The following is a 19,790-nucleotide window of genomic DNA, read 5'->3' as shown; positions in this document are numbered from 1 at the left end:
TTGGCCGCCGCGGATGGAGGGGCGGCCCTTGGGATGGGAGCTTGACCGCCGCGCAGGTCCTTGAGCCAGTTCGCCGGACGGCTTTTTCACACAGCGGAAAGCGGGGTGCGCGAACGATCGCGTTGAGGGCGGCCACGGAACTCAGTTGACGCATACGTCAACCTGAACTAGGCTTCGCATCATCAATCATCCGTCTGCCTAGCGCCGCCAGAAGCGCGGGTTCCATAACCGGAGGAAGCGTCCCGTGACCCAGCCCTATCCGCATCTGCTGGCCCCGCTCGATCTCGGCTTCACGGTGCTGAAGAACCGGGTGCTGATGGGGTCGATGCACACCGGACTGGAGGATCGGCGCCGCCATTTCCCGCGGCTGGCCGCCTATTTCGCCGAGCGGGCACGCGGCGGGGTCGGGCTGATGGTGACCGGCGGCTTCTCGCCGAACGTGGAGGGGTGGCTGTCGCCCTTCGGCTCCACCCTGGCGCGGCATGGGGCGGCGCGGGCGCATCGGGTCATCACCGACGCGGTGCATGCCGAAGGCGGCAAGATCGCGCTGCAGATCCTGCATGCCGGCCGCTATGCCTACAGCCCGCTGTCGGTGGCGCCGTCGCGCATCAAGTCGCCGATCACCCCCTTCACGCCGCGAGCCCTGACCGCGCGCGGGGTGGAGCGCCAGATCCGCGCCTATGTCCGCTGCGCCGAGCTGGCGCGCGAGGCCGGCTATGACGGGGTGGAGGTGATGGGGTCGGAAGGCTACCTGATCAACCAGTTCCTGGTGACCCACACCAACCAGCGCACCGACAAATGGGGCGGGTCTTACGAGAACCGCATGCGCTTCCCGGTGGAGATCGTGTCGCGCATGCGCGAGGCGGTCGGGCGCGACTTCATCATCATCTACCGCCTGTCGATGCTGGACTTGATCCCCGACGGCAGCACGTGGGAGGAGGTGGTGCAGCTTGCCCAGGCCATCGAGCGGGCCGGCGCCACCATCATCAACACCGGCATCGGCTGGCACGAGGCGCGGGTGCCGACCATCGCCACCAGCGTGCCGCGCGCCAACTTCGCCTGGGTGACGGGGAAGCTGAAGGGCGCCCTGTTGGATCGGGGGATATCGATCCCGCTCTGCACCACCAACCGCATCAATACGCCCGAGGTCGGCGACGCGGTGATCGGCGAGGGGCTGGCCGACATGGTGTCGATGGCGCGGCCCTTCCTGGCCGATCCGGACTTCGTTGCCAAGGCGGCGGCCGGCCGGCCGGAGGCGATCAACACCTGCATCGCCTGTAACCAAGCCTGTCTGGATCACATCTTCTCCGGGAAGACGGCCAGCTGTCTGGTCAACCCGCGCGCCTGCCACGAGACGGAGCTGGTGATCGCCCCCGCAGTGAAGCGCAAGCGCGTCGCCGTGGTCGGTGCCGGCCCGGCCGGCCTCGCCTGTGCCACCACGGCGGCGGAGCGCGGGCATGAGGTCCATCTGTTCGACGCGGCCGAGGAGATCGGCGGCCAGTTCAACATGGCCAAGCTGATCCCCGGCAAGGAGGAGTTCTTTGAAACCCTGCGCTATTTCCGCAACCGGCTGGCGGAGACCGGCGTGGCGCTGCATCTGGGGCGGCGGGTGGCGGCCGAGGACCTGACCGGGGCCGGCTTCGACGCGGTGGTGCTGGCGACCGGGGTGGTGCCGCGCGACCCGAAGATCCCCGGCCAGGACCATCCCAAGGTGCTGACCTATGTCGAGGTGCTGCGCGGCGCCAAGCCGGTCGGTCGGCGCGTCGCGGTGGTGGGGGCCGGCGGCATCGGCTTTGACGTCAGCGAATTCCTGGCGCAGGAGGAACCGTCGCCCAGCCTCGACCCGGCGCTGTGGCGCGCCGAATGGGGGGTGGCCGACCCGGCCGAGGCGCGCGGCGGCGTCGCCGGCATCCGCCCCCACCTGACGCCGCCGGTCCGCGAGATCGTGCTGCTCCAGCGCAAGGCGACCAAGCCCGGCGCCGGCCTGGGCAAGACCACCGGCTGGATCCACCGGGCGCAGTTGAAGATGAAGAACATCAAGGCGCTGTCCGGCGTAAACTACGAGCGCATCGACGACGAGGGGCTGACCGTCAGCTTCGGCGAAAGGCGTGAGAAGGTGCAGACGCTGGCGGTCGATGCCATCGTTCTGTGCACCGGACAGGAGCCGCTGCGCGAGCTGCACGCCCCGCTGGAGGCCGCCGGCATCGCCGTCCACCTGATCGGCGGCGCCGACGTCGCGGCCGAACTGGACGCCAAGCGCGCCATCGCCCAGGGGACGAGGCTGGCGGCGGGGCTGTAGGAGCTTACTGACTTAGACGCCTGTTTGGCATGTTCCGGCAGGCTCACTGGCCGAGCAGCGGGACACGTGCAACGTGACGCTCGATGTTTTCCCGGGCCTGCGCGTCATATCCGAAATCGCCTTTGCTTTTCTGCCACGCGTCGAGAATGGCGGTGCGGGCCTGGTCCACCCACAAGGCCATGAAGCTTTCCTCGATGTCGATCTTCCGGGCCATACCCCGGAAGATCTCCTCGGTCACGTCTTCCCACCGTTTCGATCCCCCGAGATTCAGCGCTAGCTTGTCATCCGGGTGATACTGGATCGTGGAGACCAGATCATAGGCGGGAGAAAGAGAGGCGCTTATTCCATCCGGATAGATCATGCTCCAATTCTTGTGGTGCATGTCTCCGTTTCCTGACGCAATCATAAATACGATGCGGCGGATATATTGAGGGAGATCGTCTTCAGCTCCTAATGCCTTAATCAGCCTTGCCAATGTCTCGTAATTGTATTTCGAGTATTTCTGTTCCGGGTACAGATCCAAAATCTGGGCAAAGTCTTCCATATGGACCCGCTTGTCGGGTGTCGAGCGGTCGAAACGGCGGATCGCTAGGGCGAAGGGTTCGGCGAGATCGCCATATGTCGACGGCAGACCTGTCACGTCGGCAATGGGAACGAGGTCCATTTCGGGGATGGCAATGCCGCTGGCCTCGGCCCATCGCATAGTTGCGTATTCGGTGCGTGGAACATCACGAAAGCGTGCGTCAGGCAATTTGACGATCCAGTCGCCGCCGCGGCCACTAACCGGTATCGTCAATCCGCGTTCGGAACGGCGGGCGGAAAACTTTAATTGCACTCCCGCCAGGGAAAAATGCCAAGTGTCGCCGGCCTCCTTTGCCTCCGGTTCTTCCGGTCTCCCGTCGTCCGGTTCCATCCCCTCCATGTTGTCGAGGACGATGCGCACCGCGCCCGGCAGATCCTCACCGAGATGATGCAGCAAGAAGAACTCCCGCGCGGCGGGCACGCCAGCCTGTTTGGCAATCAACTCGCGCAGAACGCCTTCCGGAAGCAGGTTGGAGAACCAGGGCGGCACCCGGGCGCGGGTGCTCCAGACCTTGTCCGGATTGTCCAGGAAAGTCTGGCCCAGCACGGGCCTGGGATAGGCGTGCTTGTAGGACTCTAGGAGACGGAAATCGCTGCCGTCGGTAACGCTGAGAGTGAGCCGTCCGACGGGCAGGTCGCCGAGTAGAACACTGAGAGTCTTGACCATCACGCGTCCTCGTCTTCTGCCACGAGCGCTGCGATGGATGGCCGGTCATTCTCTTCCCAGCGGGCATGCCGGGCGAAGAACTGGTTGCAATGGTGGTTCAGGAAGTCCCCCCTCAACCAAAGGAAGCCGTTGATGTCTCCATCGCGCAAAGTCTGTGCGGCCACTTCGGAGATGCCATGCGAGGCCAGCACGTCCGGATCCCGCACCTCGATCAACCGTTGACGCAGTTTTGGGCGATGGGGATGGATCAGGCGATTGGCGATGGATCGAAAGGCTCGGTTTGCTTCGCCGTGCTGAGCGAAGATGGGAGGCATGGGAAAGTCCGGCTCCTCTGTCTCGGCCGCCAAATCGATACTAAGGAGTTTGCCGTTATCCAGATCCCGAGGCCGAAGGTCCAGCATGGCCAGCGCTAGCAGCTTGCCGGCGGCGAAGCGGAAATTGAAGGCTTCATCGACATTCGGCAAAATGCCAGCGCGGCCCTTTACCAATTCCAGAAGCCTCTGTACGGATGCCTCTTCGTTTCCATCGGTGATCCGATCCAAAGTAGCCCTGGTGGACACGGTATCGCCGCGGTGGGTGCCGGTCAGGGCTCCACGCCACACCCAGCGTTCCAGCAGTTGCCTGGATCGTGCTCCGGGATCGGGATGGAGGTGGAAGAACTTGCCCAGCAAAACGAATGGTTGCTTGTAAGGCAAAAGATCGTAGCGTGGAATTCCAACATCGTCTTTCAGGAACTGGATGACCCGCCGCGCAACCTCCGCTGTAGTCCGATAAGCGCGTTCCGCGTCGGCATCGTCCAGACGAAGTGGCCCCTCGCCCTTACCTTCAATGACGTCTTTGCCCTGCAGTACCCGCAGTAGACGGTAGAGCAGCTTTTCCTCGACCAGCCCGAATCCCATGGGTGCCAGCTCAGAAACGATCTGGCGCAGGGATGTGGGGCGGCCTTGGCTGCGCGCGCCGTTCAAGGCATCAAAGACCTGCTCCTGCCCGAGCGGATGGCCGCTGGAGTTGGTGCGGCCGAAGATTTCCCGCAGGGTCTGCTCCCGTTCGGTGCGCACCAGATAGGCAGGGATTTCGTATTCGCGAATTCGTTTGCCTACAGTGAACGCCCGCTCGCGCCGTTCGGGCTGATCGGCCGTATGCTGAAATACCCACTGCATCAAACGTTCGGAGTCCAGCACCTCGGTCATCGGCAGGTAACGAGAGGGATCCACCGCACGGTCCCTGGGCGGGGCCAAGAACCTCAAATCGTCCAGATCGAAATACAGGGCGAAATCGTCCCGGTCCGGCTCTGGTGCCAACAGCACCCGCGCAAGGGACATCAACCGTTGCTGTCCGTCCACCACCCACAGGGCGTCGCTACGCGCCCCGCCCCCCACGCGAACCGTCCCGAAGGTCACCTCGCCCGCTTCGGCACCGGTTTCCCAGAACAGCAGTGTGCCGATGGGATAACCGCGCCACAGACTGTCCAGCAGTTTGGCCGCGTCGCTCCTGTCCCAACGAAGGCCGCGTTGGAACGAGGGAATGCGCATCCGGCCGCGCCGCAATTCCCCCAGCAGGTCTTCCACCTTGAACGCCCGCGCCTCGGGGCGACGATCAAGGGATTCGACGTCGTCCCCGGCTGTGGCGTAGCGATTGGTGACCATTCAGACCTCAATCTCCAAACCGAAGCGCCCCGCACGCCACAGGCCCTTGAGCAAACAAGCGCAGAGTGCGGCATTTTCCCGTCCCGGATGCCGACCACCCGGAGTGGGGAAGTCTATAACATTCAAGCGAGAGACGGAATTTTCCCGGCATGGATGTCTGGTCATCCTCCCTTCACGGCTACCGAACCCCACAGCCATGGCGGGAGTGAGGGCGCCTTTGTCACACCCATGGGCGGACGCATCACGAGCGAAACTGCTTGCCGTTCCAGCTAATATATTAGTATTCTGAGGCATGTGCTTCTGAGGAGGCTGGACGCCATGCCATCGGGCAACCCGCCGGCCAAAACCGGTTCCATCGCGGTCCCCCCGCCATCAACGACGCCGACCCTGTCGGCCAAGGCCGCTCCGCTCTTGAGCCGCCCGCCGGCACGCCGGGACATGCGGCGCGGTCCGACCGCCGCCGACGCCATCCACCGCGACCTGCGGGCGGAGATCGTGTCGCTGAAGCGCAAGCCGGGCGAACCCATCGCCGAGAAGCAGATCGCCGAGGCCTATGGCGTCAGCCGCACGCCGGTGCGCGAGGCGGTGCTGCGGCTGGCCGACGAAGGGCTGATCGAGATTTTTCCGCAGTCCGGCACCTTCGTCGCCCGCATTCCGCTGGGCGCCCTGCCGGAAGCCGGCGTGATCCGCAAGGTGCTGGAGCGGGCGACTGTGCGCTTCGCCGCCGAACGCGCCACCCGCAGCCAGATCGCCGCACTCCACGCCTGCCTGGAACAGCAGCGCGAGGTCGATGCGGAAGGCGACGCCGACGGCTTCCATCAGGCCGACGAGGCTTTCCACGCCCAGATCACCGAGATGGCGGGCTACCCCGGCTTCTGGGGCATCATCCAGCAGGCGAAGGTCCAGCTCGACCGCTGCCGCCGCCTGACCCTGCCGGTCCCCGGCCGCATGCGCACGGTGATCGCCGAGCATGAAGCCATCGTCGAGGCCATCGCCGGCCACGACCCCGATCGGGCCGAAAAGAGCCTGATCCGGCATCTGGACAATCTGCAGATCACGGTGGACGACGTGCGCAACGCCGCCCCGCTTTATTTCTCCGGCAGCCTGACCGACGGGGCCGCCCTTCCCGATGGAGCACCCTGATGACGAACGAAACCCGCCGCCGCGTCGGCGTCATCGGACTGGGCATGGCCTCTGCACCGCATGCGCAGAGCCTGATCGATCTGGCCGGCCGGGTGGAGGTTGCGGGCTGCTTCAGCCCCTCGGCCGAGCGTCGCGCCGCCTTCGCCGCCCGCCACGGCCTGCCGGTGGTCGACCGGTTGGAGGCGCTGCTGGAAGATCCGGCGCTGTCGGCCGTCCTGCTGCTGACCCCGCCCGACACCCATGCCGAACTGGTGGCGCGTTGCGCCGCCGCCGGCAAGCATGTGCTGCTGGAAAAGCCGCTGGACGCCACGCCGGAGGGGGCACGGGCGGTGGTCGCCGCGATGGAGGCCGCCGGGCTGACGCTGGGCGTCATGCTGCAGCACCGCTTCCGGGCATCGGTGGAGCGGCTGGCCGGGATGATGCGCGACGGCGTGCTGGGCCGGCCGCTGACGGCGGCGGTTTCGGTGCGCTGGTGGCGCGACGCCGCCTATTACGCCCAGCCCGGCCGCGGCAAGAAGGCGCGCGACGGCGGCGGCGTGCTGCTGACCCAGGCGATCCACACGCTGGACGCCTTCGTCAGCCTGCTCGGCCTGCCGGATCAGGTCGCGGGATTTGCCGCGACGAGCGTCTTGCGCAGCCCGGAAATGGGTATGGACGCGGGCATGGACACGGAGGATGTGGTCGCCGCCGCGCTCCGCTACGGCAACGGCATGCTGGCGACCGTCGATGCGACGACCGCCGCCTATCCCGGCTATCCGGAGCGGATCGAGATCGCCGGGACCGGCGGCTCCGCCGTGTTGGCCGGCGATCGGCTGGAGGTGCAGCTGGTCACCGGCGAGCGCATCGTCGCGGGCCAGGACGGCGCCACGCTGGGCGGCGGGGCCGACCCGATGGCCTTTTCCCACCAGCACCACCGCGCCGTGCTGTCCGACTTCCTCGACGCGCTCGACCAGGGGCGCCGGCCGCGGGTGGACGGGCGCGAGGCGCTGAAGGTCCACCGGCTGATCGAGGCGCTGCTGGAGGCCGCAGGCAGCGGCAGAATCGTGGAGGTCGGCACTCCCTGATCGCCACTCCTCCCAGCGATTCCGGGGGTCGCAAGCGCGGCCTTGCGGAATCCACCACTTTGGCGTAAAGCGCCAGAACCAGGCCGGGCCCCTCTGGCAACCGTCACCGGTTGCGATGTCGGACTGGGAAGACAAGGAGCGGCCCGCGCCCCGTGCCCCTGACCGGCGCCTCCCGTCCGATGGTCTCGGCGTGACCCGACCGGTCGGCACGGACTTCGCGCGGCTTCTCCTCCCACATTCATCGTGATGCGAGGATTTCCGCTCAAATGACGGAATTATTCACCACAGAGGCGCTCTTTGCGCTGCTCCAGGTCATCATGATCGACCTGGTGCTGGCCGGCGACAATGCCATCGTCATCGGTCTGGCCGCCGCCGGATTGCCGCGGGAGCATCGCGGCAAGGCGATCCTGATCGGCATCCTGGCGGCCACCGTGCTGCGCATCGCCTTCGCGGCCGTCACCACCCAGCTTCTCCAGATCATCGGGCTGCTGCTGGCCGGCGGTGTGCTGCTGCTGTGGGTCTGCTGGAAGATGTGGCGCGAACTGCGCCAGTCGCACGAGGAGGACGAGGCGGTCGAGGCGCTGGAAGACGATGGCGGCGCCGAAGCCGCCGGGCCGCGCAAGACCCTCGGTCAGGCGGTCTGGCAGATCGTGATCGCCGACGTGTCGATGTCGCTCGACAATGTTCTGGCCGTCGCGGGGGCGGCGCGCGAGCATCTGGGGGTGCTGGTCATCGGCCTGACACTGTCCATCGCCCTGATGGGGCTTGCCGCCAGCGTCATCGCCCGCGTCCTGCACAAGCACCGCTGGCTGGCCTATGTCGGCCTCTCCATCATCCTCTACGTCGCTCTGCACATGATCTACCGCGGCGCCATCGAGGTGTGGCCCCTGGTGAACGGCCACGCCTGATCGGCCAGGGCGGCCGGGCGCCGCTTTCCAGCGGCCGCGGGGGAGGGGCGCGGGGGAGGGGCGTGGAGAGCGCTGAGGCTGAATGTCGCACGCGGCCCCTCGCGAGGATTTGTGATCTGGCTGAAACCCGCTCCTGCGGTCACTTTGTCCCTCTCCGCGCCAATCCGATTCTGATTAATGTCCAAACGGTAGTTGCCTCTTTGAACTTTCAGGGTTGCGCGCAGATTGATATACTAATATCCTAAGAAACAAGAACGGGGCGCCGCAGCCAAGCGGGGGCTGGATAGGAATGGGGGCGAGGGCAGGGCCGGCGGCGGCCAGTTGCGACTTCCCGGTCGCACGGTCCGGTCGCAGCGCTGCGAAAGCCAGGCGTCGCAATGGCCTCTCACCCATGCTCCGCCTGCCGCCGGTCCCCAATTCGTCCAGTCACGTGCGGGCGGCCCGCCGCCCACCAGGTAAACCGCAAACACCAGAACAAGAGAGGCCGGATCGCGTAAGGCTCCGGCTCCGTAATCAGGAGGAGATCCTAATGAAGTTTGGTCTGACTTCGATCCGCACTGCGATGCTGACCGCCTGTGCGATCTGCGGCATCCTGGCCGCTCCGATGCTGTCGGCGCCGGCCGATGCGCGTGACTTCCGATCCGCCGACATCCACCCGACCGACTACCCGACCGTCGAGGCGGTGCGCTATGTCGGCAAGCTGGTGGCCGAGCGCAGCAACGGCAAGCTGGGCGTCAAGGTGTTTCCGAACGGCGCCCTGGGGACCGAGAAGGACACCATCGAGCAGTTGAAGATCGGTGCGCTGGAGATGATGCGCATCAACGTGGCGCCGCTGAACAACGTGGTGCCGGAGACGATGGTCACCGCGCTGCCGTTCATCTTCCGCGACACCGGCCACATGCGCCGTGTCCTGGACGGCCCGATCGGTGATGAAATCCTGGCGGCGATGGAAAGCCAGGGCATGATCGGTCTGGCCTTCTACGACAGCGGCTCGCGCAGCATGTATTCGGCCGCCAAGCCCTACAAGACGCTGGCCGACATGAAGGGCGCCAAGATCCGCGTCCAGCAGTCGGACCTGTTCGTCGCCATGATCCAGGCGCTGGGCGCCAATGCCACGCCGATGCCCTTCGGCGAGGTCTACACCGCGCTGAAGACCGGCATCGTCGATGCCGCCGAGAACAACTATCCGTCCTATGAATCCTCGCGCCACTTCGAGGCGGCCAAGTACTTCACCCTGACCGAACACGCGATGGCGCCGGAAGTGCTGGTCTTCTCCAAGATCGCCTGGGACCGCCTGTCGAAGGACGATCAGGCCCTGATCCGCAAGGCCGCCAAGGACTCGGTGCCCTACATGCGCAAGCTGTGGGACGAGCGCGAGCAGAAGTCCAAGGAGATCGTCACCCAGGCCGGCGCCCAGATCGTCGAGGTGACGAACAAGCAGGAATTCATCGACGCGATGAAGCCGGTCTACGCCCAGTTCGCGAACACGCCGAAGCTGCAGAGCCTCGTCCAGCGCGTCCAGGAAACCAAGTAACGACCGTCCGGTAACGTTAAAGAAGGGGTGACGCGCGGCTTCGTCCCAAGCAGGACGGGCCGCGCCTCGCCAGGGGAGCAGCGGCATGGATATCGAGCTGCAGGCAATGGACGTCAGTCCGCCATATAGCGGCGGCTGGCTGACCCGGATGAACGCGACGCTTGCCAGGACCGGCATGTATGTCGCCATCCTCGGCCTGATGATGATCGTCGGCGTCGTCTTCTATCAGGTGTTCGGCCGCTATGTGCTGAACAACTCACCGACCTGGGCGGAAAGCATGGCGATCCTGCTGGTGCTTTACGTCACGCTGATCGGCGCCGCCGTCGGCGTCCGCGACGCCGGGCATATCGGGCTGGAGTCGCTGCTGGTGATGCTGTCGGACAATGCGCGCCGCAAGATGGACATGCTGATCTACACGCTGGTCGGCATCTTCGGCGCCTGCATGGCCTACAATGGCTGGGTGCTCGGCAGTTCGGTGGCCCATTACACCATTCCCAACCTGCACATCTCCGAAGCCTTCCGCTATGTGCCTCTGGTGCTGTCGGGCGTGCTGATCGTGCTGTTTTCCATCGAGCATGTCGTCGCCATCGTGCGCGGCGAGGAGGTTAAGCCGTCATGGAACTGACCCTCCTGTCGATCACCTTCTTCGGCTTCCTCATCCTCGGCATTCCGGTCGCCTTCGCCATCGGACTGTCGGCGCTCTGCACCATCCTCTATGAAGGCCTGCCCGTCGCGGTCGTCTTCCAGCAGATGATGTCGGGCATGAACGTCTTCTCGTTCCTTGCCATTCCCTTCTTCGTCTTCAGCGGCGAGTTGATGCTGCACGGCGGCGTCGCCGACAAGATCGTCGCCGCGGCCAAGAGCATGGTCGGCCATATCCGTGGTGGCCTGGGCATGTCCAACGTCGTCGCCTGCACGCTGTTCGGCGGCGTCGCCGGCTCGCCGGTCGCCGACGTGTCGGCCATGGGTGCCGTGATGATCCCGATGATGAAGCGGGAAGGCTACCACGCCGACTATGCAGTCAACGTCACCACCCATGCCGCACTCGTCGGCGCGCTGATGCCGACCAGCCACAACATGATCATCTATGCGCTGGCCGCCGGCGGAAAGGCGTCCATCGGATCGCTGATCGCCGCAGGGTTGATGCCGGCGGCGCTGCTGATGGTCTGCAACCTGGGTGCCGCCTATTATGTTGCGGTTCGCCGTGGCTATCCCAAGGGGACCTTCCCCGGCTGGGACATCCTGCTGCACTCCTTCGCCGCGGCACTGCCTGGCCTGCTGATCGTCGTCATCATCCTGGCGGGCATCACCACCGGCGTGTTCACCGCGACCGAGTCCGCCTCGGTGGCCGTGATCTACGCGCTGCTGCTCACCACCTTCGTCTATCGCACGCTCAGCTGGGAGAAGTTCCTGGCCGCCGCCGCCAAGACGGTGAAGACCACCGGCGTGGTGCTGCTGCTGATCGGCGTGTCGACGATGTTCCAGTACCTCATGGGGCTCTATGAGGTGGCGGACATGACCGGCGAGCTTCTGGCCGGCGTGTCGACCAATCCGCTGATGATCTTCCTGCTGATCAACATCATCCTGTTCCTGCTGGGCACCTTCATGGACATGGCCAGCACCATCCTGATCTGCACGCCGATCTTCCTGCCGATCGCCATGCAGTACGGAATGGACCCGGTGCAGTTCGGCATCGTCATGCTGATCAATTGCGCCCTTGGCCTGAACACCCCGCCGGTCGGCACCACCCAGTTCATCGGCTGCGCCATCGGCGGCGTGTCGGTGGGCGAGGTGATGCGCTCCATCACGCCCTTCTACGGGGCGCTGTTCGTGGCGCTGCTTCTGGTCACCTATGTCCCGGCCTTCTCACTGTGGCTGCCGCGCATGCTGATGCATTGAGACGGAGCGGGTTTAGGCCCTCCTGAACGACTTCTCTCCTGGACTGGGCCATCGGGATCTTCCCGGTGGCCCATTTTTTATGCGCGCTCGGTCCTGTGCTAATCCCGAATTGGAGGTAATTGAGCGGGAGACTTCCCAATTCGGGAAAAAGAGTGGCAAGCCGCCGCAACAGGCTGAGCCAGCCGGATGGCGTCGAAATCGATAGCACCTGTACTGCTTGCGCTTCCGGAGAGAAAAAGGTCGCCCGGCTGGGGCCGATGCTTCCCAAGGAATGATCGGCTTATTGGACGTTGTTCTGTGGACATGATCCCGTACATCACAGACGAGCAAAACGATTTCCAACAACTCCCCAGAAAGGGGTTTTCATGCACGGGATCATTCTTGCCGACGCCGGTCTGTCCGACATCGATGCGCTGATCGGCCGCCACGCGCCGGACACGACGGTGGTCCGGGTCGCCGCCGACGAGGACGCCGTCGCCCTGCTTGCCGAGGCGCTGGAAACGGCATCGGCGACGGGTTCCACCGCGGTCCACCTGATCGCCCATGGCGCGCCGGGCGTGGTGAAGCTGGGGGCGATGCCGCTCGACACCAGCGCCCTGTTCGACCGCCGCTGGCCCGATGCGTCCGGCTGCGAGATCCTGATCCATGCCTGCGACGTCGGCGCCGGCAGCAACGGCCGCCGCTTCGTCGAGCGTCTGGCCGCCGTCACCGGCGCCCGCGTCGCCGCCGCCAGCCATCCGGTCGGCCATGCCGACCAGGGCGGTTCCTGGGATCTCGACGTGGTGACCGGCCCGATCCTGGCGGCCCGCCCGTTCGCGGGGGCGGAAGCCTGGCCGCACACTCTGGCCTACAGCGGCACGGCGACCAGCGGCAACGACACGCTGATCGGCGACAATGGCGGCAACACCATCAACGGGCTGGCCGGCAACGACAGCATCACCGGCGGCACCGGCAACGACAGCCTGATCGGCGGGATCGGTGACGACACGCTGGTCGGCGGCGGCAACAGCGGCCAGTCGGCCGGCGACACCATGAATGGCGGGCTGGGCGCCGACCATTATGTCGGCGGCAGCGGCTTCAACATCGTCACCTACGAGAACGCCACCACCGGCATCACCCTGGACCTGACCAACGGTGCCAACAACACCGGCGAGGCGGCCGGCGATACCTTCGTCAACATCCAGCGCTGGGTCGGCTCCGAATATGCCGACAGCCTGACCGCCGGCGACAGCGCCGTGTGGTTCTGGGGCCATGGCGGCAACGACATTGAATATGGCGGCGCCGGCAACGACACGCTGGAGGCCGGCGACGGCAACGACACCATCTTCGGCGGCGGCGGCACCGACCTGATGTATGGCCGTGCCGACAATGACGAGCTTCACGGCGGGATCGGCAACGACACAGTGGCCGGCGGCGGCGGTGCCGACCTGCTCTATGGCGATGCCGGCAACGACCTGATGAAGGGCGATTGGGAACGCGACACCATCCATGGCGGCGACGGCGACGACACCATTCTGGCCGGCATCGTCAGCTCGGGCAGCTATGCCCAGACCCAGGCCGACACGCTCTATGGCGAGGCCGGCAACGACCGCTACATCGTGGTCAGCCAGTATGACGCCGGCACCGTCAGCTTCGACGGCGGCACCGGCACCGACACGCTGGAACTGCGGTCCGACAACCTGACCAGCTACAACGGCTACGATCTGGAATATTACACCGACGTCGCCTCGCCGAAGATCGACATCAGTGGCATGACGCTGACCAGCGTCGAGACGCTGGCCCTGACCGGCAGCAAGCGCCACACGGTGACGATGACGGCGGCCCAGGTCAACGGCTTCACCAGCGTCACCGGGGCTGTGACCGGCGACGCCTTCGCCATCGCCGGGGCGTCGCTGTCCGGCAGCGTCGGGTCGGGCACCGGCAGCACGCTGCAGGCCGGGCAGGTCCAGGCGGAGACGGTGAACGGCGTCACGCTGGTGCATGTCGGGTTGGATTCGACCGCCGGCGCCGACATGACCCTGCGCATCGCCGGCAGCTTCGCCGCGTCGGACATCAGCCTGTCGGGCAACACCATCACGCTGGGGCAGGCCGGTTCCGGCGGGTCCACCGGCGGCGGCGATACCGGGGGAGGAACGGGTGGCGGTACGGGGGGCGGCACCGGCGGCGGTACGGGGGGAACGGGCGGTCTGACCCTGACCGGCACCGATGCCCGCGACTATCTGGCCGGCGGCAGCGGCAACGACACCATCATCAGCAACGCCGGCAACGACTACATGGTCGGCGGCGCCGGCAGCGACACCTTCGTCTTCAAGCCGGGCGACGGCTGGGATTACATCGGCGACTTCCAGGCCGGCAGCGGCGGCGACGTGCTGAATGTCGCCGGCTGGAGCGGGCTGAAGGACTTCGCCTCGGTGATGGCCGTCACCGTTCAGGACGGCGCCAACACCGTCGTCCGCTTCGACAACGGCAACAGCGCCATCCTGGCCAACGTCACCCGCAGCAGCCTGACCGCCGCCAACTTCTCCTTCACGACGGCGGGCGGTGCGACGGGCGGCAGCACGGGCGGGTCCACCGGCCCCACCGGCCAGACCATCACCGGCACCTCGGCCGGCGAGTTCCTGGCCGGCGGCAGCGGCAACGACACCATCACCGGCAACGGCGGCAACGACTACATGGTCGGCGGCGCCGGGCGGGACACCTTCGTCCAGAATCCCGGCGACGGTTGGGACTGCATCGGCGATTTCCAGGCCGGCACCGGCGGTGATGTCGTCGATCTCCGCAGCATCTCCGGCTTCTCCAGCCTGAACGACGTGCTGACCCACTCGGCGCAGAATGGCGCCGACCTGTCGATCGAACTCGGTACCTTCGACTCCATCAAGCTGATGGGCGTCGACCGCAACAGCCTGACGGCGGAGAACTTCCTGTTCGCCAGTTCGGTTGGGTGATCGGGGGATTTGACCGCTCCCTCTCCCCCCTGGGGAGAGGGTCGGGGTGAGGGGGATGCGCCGCAGGATTTTGACAAAGGTCCCGCCGCGTGCCCCCCTCACCCTAACCCTCTCCCCGGAGGGGAGAGGGGATCTCGAACGTTATCGCCCTACCGTTCCACCGCCACCGGGACGTTCAGGGCGTTGCGCTTCGACACCGCTTCGTAGACCGGCGGGAAGGCGGGGCGGTTGACGTAGCGGCCGGCACCGCGCACCGCACGGCTCTCGCCCAGCGCGTGGACGATGCGGCCCTGGCTCAGCGTGTAGGCCGGGGTGCCGGTGACGGTCATGCCTTCGAAGATGTTCAGGCCGACCTTCTGCATCTGGGTCTTGGCCGAGATGGTCTTGGTCGCCTTCGGATCCCACACCACCAGATCGGCATCGGCCCCGACGCTGACCGAGCCCTTGCGCGGGTAGAGGTTGAAGATTTTCGCCGCATTGGCGGAGGTCACGGCGACGAACTCGTTCATCGTCAGCCGGCCGGTGTTGACGCCGTGGGTCCACAGCGCGGTCATGCGGTCCTCGATGCCCGCCGTGCCGTTGGGGATCTTGGTGAAGTCGTTACGGCCCATCGCCTTCTGCTCCGCACAGAAGCAGCAATGGTCGGTGGCGGTGGTGTGCAGGTGACCGGCCTGCAGGCCGCGCCACAAGGCGTCCTGATGCTCCTTCGGGCGGAAAGGCGGGCTCATGACATGGCCGGCGGCGAAGTCCCAATCGGGATTGCGGTAGACCCCGTCGTCGATCAGCAGATGGCCGGCCAGAACCTCGCCGAACACGCGCTGGCCGTCGTTCTGGCCGCGCTCGATGGCGGCGAGCGCCTCCTTGGCCGAGACATGGACGATGTAGACCGGCACGCCGAACACCTTGGCGACCTGGATGGCGCGGTTGGCGGCCTCGCCCTCCACCTCCGGCGGGCGGGAGAGCGGGTGCGCCTCCGGACCGGTCAGGCCCTGGGCCAGCAGCTTCTTCTGGAGCTGGAAGACCAGTTCGCCGTTCTCCGCGTGGACTGTGGGGATGGCGCCCAACTCCAGGCAGCGCTGGAAGCTGTTCACCAGCGTCTCGTCGTCGGCCATGATGGCGTTCTTGTAGGCCATGAAGTGCTTGAAGCTGTTCACGCCATGGTCGGCGACCAGCGTGCCCATGTCCTGCCGCACGCTCTCGTCCCACCAGGTGACGGCGACGTGGAAGCTGTAGTCGCCGGCCGCCTTCTCCGCCCAGCCGCGCCAGGTGTGATAGGCTTCCATCAGGCTCTGCTTCGGGTTGGGGATGACGAAGTCGATGATCATCGTCGTCCCTCCGGCGAAGCCGGCGGCGGTGCCGCTGAAGAAATCCTCCGTCGTCACCGTGCCCATGAAGGGCAGTTCCATGTGGGTGTGCGGGTCGATGCCGCCGGGCATGACGTAGCAGCCGCCGGCATCCACCACTTCGGCCCCCGCCGGCACGTCGAGAGTGTCGCCCACCGCGGTGATGATGCCGTCCTGGCAGAGGACATCGGCGCGGCGGGTGTGCTCGGCGGTGACGACGGTGCCGCCGCGGATCAGGATGGTGGACATGCTCGGGCGCTCCCTCAGGGATTTGGTGGGATGGAGTCGGTGTGCGGTTCGGGTGTTTCAGGTTCTGCTATTCGTGGCTCTGGCAGGCCGGCGGCGCGCAGGACCAGCCGCAGCACCTCTGCCGTCATGACGGCGAAGTCCTGGCGGGTCAGGCTGCGGCGGCCCAGCACCTTGCGGATCTGGACGTCGAAGTCGGCGTAATGCTGGGTTACCGCCCAGATCATGAACAGGAACTGGCGGGCGTCCACCGGCGCCATGCGGCCGGCGGCGACCCAGCCGTCGATGACCGCCGCCTTGGCGTCGACCAGCGCTTTCAGGTCCTCGGCCAGGAAACGCTCGACCTGGGTACCGCCATGCAGGATCTCGTTGGCGAAGACCTTGGAGGCGTGGGGACGGGTGCGCGACGCCTCCATCTTGGCGGTGACGTAGGCGGTCAGCGTCGCCGCCGGATCGGCGTCGGGGGTGAAGGAGGCGATCGGCGCCAGCCACATCCGTAGGATGTTGTCGAGCACCGCGCGGTAGAGATCCTCCTTGGTGCCGAAATAGTAATGCAGGTTGGCCTTGGGCAGGCCGGCCCGTTCGGCGATGTCGGCCATGGTGGCGCCGGCACAGCCGGCCTCGGCGAAGACGCGCTCGGCCGCCTTCAGGATGCGCTCGACGTTCTCACGCCGGATACGGCCCTGGGGCGACGTGGTGTCGGTGGTGTCGGCAGCCGTTCGCGCCATCGCGTTCGCCATTGCTCATTTCGACTGGGACCAATCCCCTCTCCCCCCCGCTCTCGCGCAAACTTCGTTTGCGCTGACGCGACAGGCGGACCATAGGTCCGCCGAAAGCGGGGAGAGGGTTAGGGTGAGGGGGATTCGCTGCGGGACTCCCCGAGAATCCTCGCTGCGCGTCCCCCTCACCCAACCCTCTCCCCGGGGGGGAGAGGGGCAGTTTGCTCGGCCATGGCGTTGGCGCGGTCCAGCACGGCGTGCAGCAGCACCTCGCAGCCGGCGGTCGACCATTCCGGGGTCGTCTCCTCGACCTCGTTGTGGCTGATGCCGTCGATGCAGGGGATGAAGACCATGGCGGTCGGCGCGACCTTCGACAGGTAACAGGCGTCGTGGCCGGCGCCCGACACGATGTCGCGGAAGCTATGGCCGGTGCGCTCTACCCCCTTGCGGACGGCGGCGACGCAGCTTTCGTCGAACTTGATCGGGGCGTAGTACCAGATCTGCTGGAAATCGGTCTCCAGTCCGATCTCGCCGGCGATGCGCTCGACCTCGGCGCGCAGCTCGCCGTCCATGGCGGCGAGGATGCCGTCGTCCGGGTGGCGGAAATCGACGGTGAAGAAGACGCGGCCGGGGATGACGTTGCGGCTGTTGGGGTGGATCTGCATCAGCCCCACGGTGGCGCAGGCGAGCGGGCCGTACTTCATGCCGATGCGGTTGACCGCATCGACGACGCGGGCGGCACCCAGCAGCGCGTCCTTGCGGCGCACCATCGGAGTCGGACCGGCATGGGCCTCCTGGCCGGTGAAGGTGATCTCGTACCAGCGCTGGCCCTGGCAGTCGGTGACGACGCCGATGGTTTTGCCCTCGATCTCCAGGATCGGACCCTGTTCGATGTGCGCCTCAAAATAGGCGCCGACCTTGCGCCCGCCGACTTCCCTATCGCCGGCATAGCCGATGCGGGCCAGCTCCTCGCCCATCGTCTTGCCGTCGAGGTCGGCGCGGGACAGGCCGTAGTCCAGATCGAACACCCCGGCGAAGACACCCGACGACACCATGGCCGGGGCGAAGCGCGAGCCCTCCTCGTTGGTCCAGACCGCGACCTCCACTGGGGCCTCGGTGACGTAGTTCATGTCGTTCAGGCTGCGCACCACCTCCAGCCCGGCCAGCACGCCATAGACGCCGTCATACTTGCCGCCGGTCGGCTGGCTGTCGAGGTGGCTGCCCATGATGACCGGGGGCAGGCTGTCGTCGCGGCCGGGGCGGCGGGCGAAGATGTTGCCCATCTTGTCGACCGACACGGTGCAGCCGGCCTCCTCGCACCAGCGCACGAACAGGTCGCGGCCCTGTTTGTCGAGGTCGGTCAGCGCCAGCCGGCACACGCCGCCCTTGGGCGTGGCGCCGATCTGCGCCATGTCCATCAGGCTCTGCCACAGGCGCGAGCCGTTCACGGCGACATTCTGCGGGGTGGACATGTTGCTCTCTCCTGAACGTCGTTCTTATTCGGCGGCGGCTTCGGGGACGCGCATCGGGTTGCGGGCGTCGTTGGGCCAGGTGACGTAGGGCAGGTTGTTCTGCTCCGGCACCATGGTGATGCAGTCCGGCACCGGGCAGACATGGCTGCACAGGTTGCAGCCGACGCACTCCTCGTTGACCACGGTGAAGACGCGGCGACCGTCTCCCTGGTCGATGCGGATCGCCTGGTGCGAGGTGTCCTCGCAGACGATGTGGCAGCGGCCGCAATCGATGCACAGGGCGGGGTCGATCACCGCCTTGGTCGAGAAGTTCATGTTCAGGTCGTTCCAGTTGACGACGTTGCGCACCGCGCGGCCGCTCAACTCGTCCAGCGTCCGGTATCCCTTCTCGTCCATCCAGTTGGACAGGCCGCCGATCATGTCCTCGACGATCTTGAAGCCATAGGTCATGGCGGCGGTGCAGACCTGGACGTTGGTGGCGCCCAGCGCCAGGAACTCCGCCGCGTCGCGCCATGTGGTGACGCCGCCGATCCCGCTGAGCGGCAGGCCGCGGGTCTCCGGATTGCGGGCGATCTCCGCCACCATGTTCAGCGCGATGGGCTTCACCGCCGGGCCGCAATAGCCGCCATGGCTGCCCTTGCCGTCCACCACCGGGGTCGGGGCCATGGCGTCGAGGTCCACCGCGACGATGGAGTTCACCGTATTGATGAGCGACACCGCGTCGGCGCCGCCGCGCTTGGCCGCTTCGGCCGACCACAGGATGTTGGTGATGTTGGGGGTCAGCTTGACGATCACCGGCAGGTTGACGGCGTTCTTCACCCAGCGCGTCACCTGCTCCACCATCTCCGGCACCTGCCCGATGGCGGAGCCCATGCCGCGCTCGCACATGCCGTGCGGGCAGCCGAGGTTGAGTTCCAGACCATCGGCCGCCCCGGTCTCGGCGATTCGGCGGGCGAGGCCGGCCCAGGCCGTCTCGGTCATTGTGGCCATCAGCGAGACGACCATGGCGCGGTCGGGCCAGTCGCGCTTGACCTCCATGATCTCGCGTAGATTGACCTCCAGCGGCCGGTCGGAGATCAGCTCGATGTTGTTGAAGCCGATCATCCGGCGGTCGGTGTCGAGATGCGCGCCGTAGCGGCTGGAGACGTTGACCACCGGCGGGTCCTCGCCCAGCGTCTTCCACACCACACCGCCCCAGCCCGCCTTGAAGGCGCGGACGACGTTGTAGGCCTTGTCGGTCGGTGGGGCGGAGGCCAGCCAGAAGGGGTTGGGGGAGCGGATGCCGGCGATGGTGCTGCGAAGATCGGCCATGATGTGGCTCCC

The 19,790-nt window shown here is 66.4% G+C and carries 14 protein-coding genes; 8 read left to right on the top strand and 6 right to left on the bottom strand.

All coding sequences use genetic code 11. The features are described from left to right. Nucleotides 1–244 precede the first annotated feature (244 nt). Nucleotides 245–2,299: an oxidoreductase gene (locus tag M5E06_RS30700; RefSeq protein ID WP_252141470.1), complete on the top strand. Its 2,055-nt coding sequence runs from the start codon at nt 245–247 to the stop codon at nt 2,297–2,299. A gap of 43 nt (nt 2,300–2,342) precedes the next feature. On the opposite strand, the gene M5E06_RS30695 is transcribed toward M5E06_RS30700, so the two are convergent. Then, complete coding sequence (locus M5E06_RS30695) at nt 2,343–3,548, bottom strand: type II toxin-antitoxin system HipA family toxin (protein WP_252141469.1); 1,206 nt, start codon at nt 3,546–3,548, stop codon at nt 2,343–2,345. Next, a complete protein-coding gene (locus M5E06_RS30690; RefSeq protein ID WP_252141468.1) occupies nt 3,548–5,194 on the bottom strand; it encodes a DUF262 domain-containing protein in 1,647 nt (548 codons plus the stop codon). Before M5E06_RS30690 ends, M5E06_RS30695 begins: the two co-directional genes overlap by 1 nt. 318 nt (nt 5,195–5,512) lie before the next feature. On the opposite strand from M5E06_RS30690, the gene M5E06_RS30685 reads away from it, so the two are divergent. The 7 genes from M5E06_RS30685 to M5E06_RS30655 all read left to right on the top strand — a co-directional run bounded on the left by M5E06_RS30685 (nt 5,513) and on the right by M5E06_RS30655 (nt 14,687). Then, the gene (locus M5E06_RS30685) at nt 5,513–6,337 is read left to right on the top strand and encodes a GntR family transcriptional regulator (RefSeq protein WP_252141467.1); all 825 of its coding nucleotides are present in this window, start codon (nt 5,513–5,515) and stop codon (nt 6,335–6,337) included. Further along, nucleotides 6,337–7,401: a Gfo/Idh/MocA family protein gene (locus tag M5E06_RS30680; protein WP_252141466.1), complete on the top strand. Its 1,065-nt coding sequence runs from the start codon at nt 6,337–6,339 to the stop codon at nt 7,399–7,401. Before M5E06_RS30685 ends, M5E06_RS30680 begins: the two co-directional genes overlap by 1 nt. Nucleotides 7,402–7,667: 266 nt before the next feature. Further along, a complete protein-coding gene (locus tag M5E06_RS30675) occupies nt 7,668–8,309 on the top strand; it encodes a TerC family protein (RefSeq protein WP_109154653.1) in 642 nt (213 codons plus the stop codon). 529 nt (nt 8,310–8,838) lie between these two features. Further along, nucleotides 8,839–9,843 (top strand): TRAP transporter substrate-binding protein, encoded by a 1,005-nt coding sequence (locus M5E06_RS30670; RefSeq protein ID WP_252141465.1) that lies wholly within the window; start codon nt 8,839–8,841, stop codon nt 9,841–9,843. 85 nt (nt 9,844–9,928) lie between these two features. Then, the gene (locus M5E06_RS30665; RefSeq protein ID WP_109076175.1) at nt 9,929–10,468 is read left to right on the top strand and encodes a TRAP transporter small permease; all 540 of its coding nucleotides are present in this window, start codon (nt 9,929–9,931) and stop codon (nt 10,466–10,468) included. After that, entirely contained in the window at nt 10,459–11,742 is a 1,284-nt protein-coding gene (locus tag M5E06_RS30660; protein ID WP_252141464.1) for a TRAP transporter large permease, read from the top strand. Before M5E06_RS30665 ends, M5E06_RS30660 begins: the two co-directional genes overlap by 10 nt. 365 nt (nt 11,743–12,107) lie before the next feature. Then, entirely contained in the window at nt 12,108–14,687 is a 2,580-nt protein-coding gene (locus M5E06_RS30655) for a DUF4347 domain-containing protein (RefSeq protein ID WP_252141463.1), read from the top strand. A gap of 149 nt (nt 14,688–14,836) precedes the next feature. Here the strand turns inward: M5E06_RS30655 and hydA are convergent, their stop codons facing one another. The 4 genes from hydA to preA form a co-directional block, all read right to left on the bottom strand. Beyond that, nucleotides 14,837–16,279, bottom strand: coding sequence for a dihydropyrimidinase (gene hydA / locus M5E06_RS30650; RefSeq protein WP_252141462.1), 1,443 nt, complete (start codon nt 16,277–16,279; stop codon nt 14,837–14,839). Nucleotides 16,280–16,293: 14 nt separating this feature from the next. Then, nucleotides 16,294–17,016 (bottom strand): TetR/AcrR family transcriptional regulator, encoded by a 723-nt coding sequence (locus M5E06_RS30645; protein ID WP_252141461.1) that lies wholly within the window; start codon nt 17,014–17,016, stop codon nt 16,294–16,296. 164 nt (nt 17,017–17,180) lie between these two features. Further along, a complete protein-coding gene (locus M5E06_RS30640) occupies nt 17,181–18,467 on the bottom strand; it encodes a Zn-dependent hydrolase (RefSeq protein ID WP_252141460.1) in 1,287 nt (428 codons plus the stop codon). Between the two features lie 24 nt (nt 18,468–18,491). Beyond that, the gene (gene preA / locus M5E06_RS30635; RefSeq protein ID WP_252141459.1) at nt 18,492–19,778 is read right to left on the bottom strand and encodes an NAD-dependent dihydropyrimidine dehydrogenase subunit PreA; all 1,287 of its coding nucleotides are present in this window, start codon (nt 19,776–19,778) and stop codon (nt 18,492–18,494) included. Between the last annotated feature and the right edge of the window lie 12 nt (nt 19,779–19,790).

Source organism: Azospirillum sp. A1-3 (assembly GCF_023806445.1).
Classification (GTDB): domain Bacteria; phylum Pseudomonadota; class Alphaproteobacteria; order Azospirillales; family Azospirillaceae; genus Azospirillum.
This window is presented reverse-complemented; position numbering and strand designations above follow the sequence as displayed.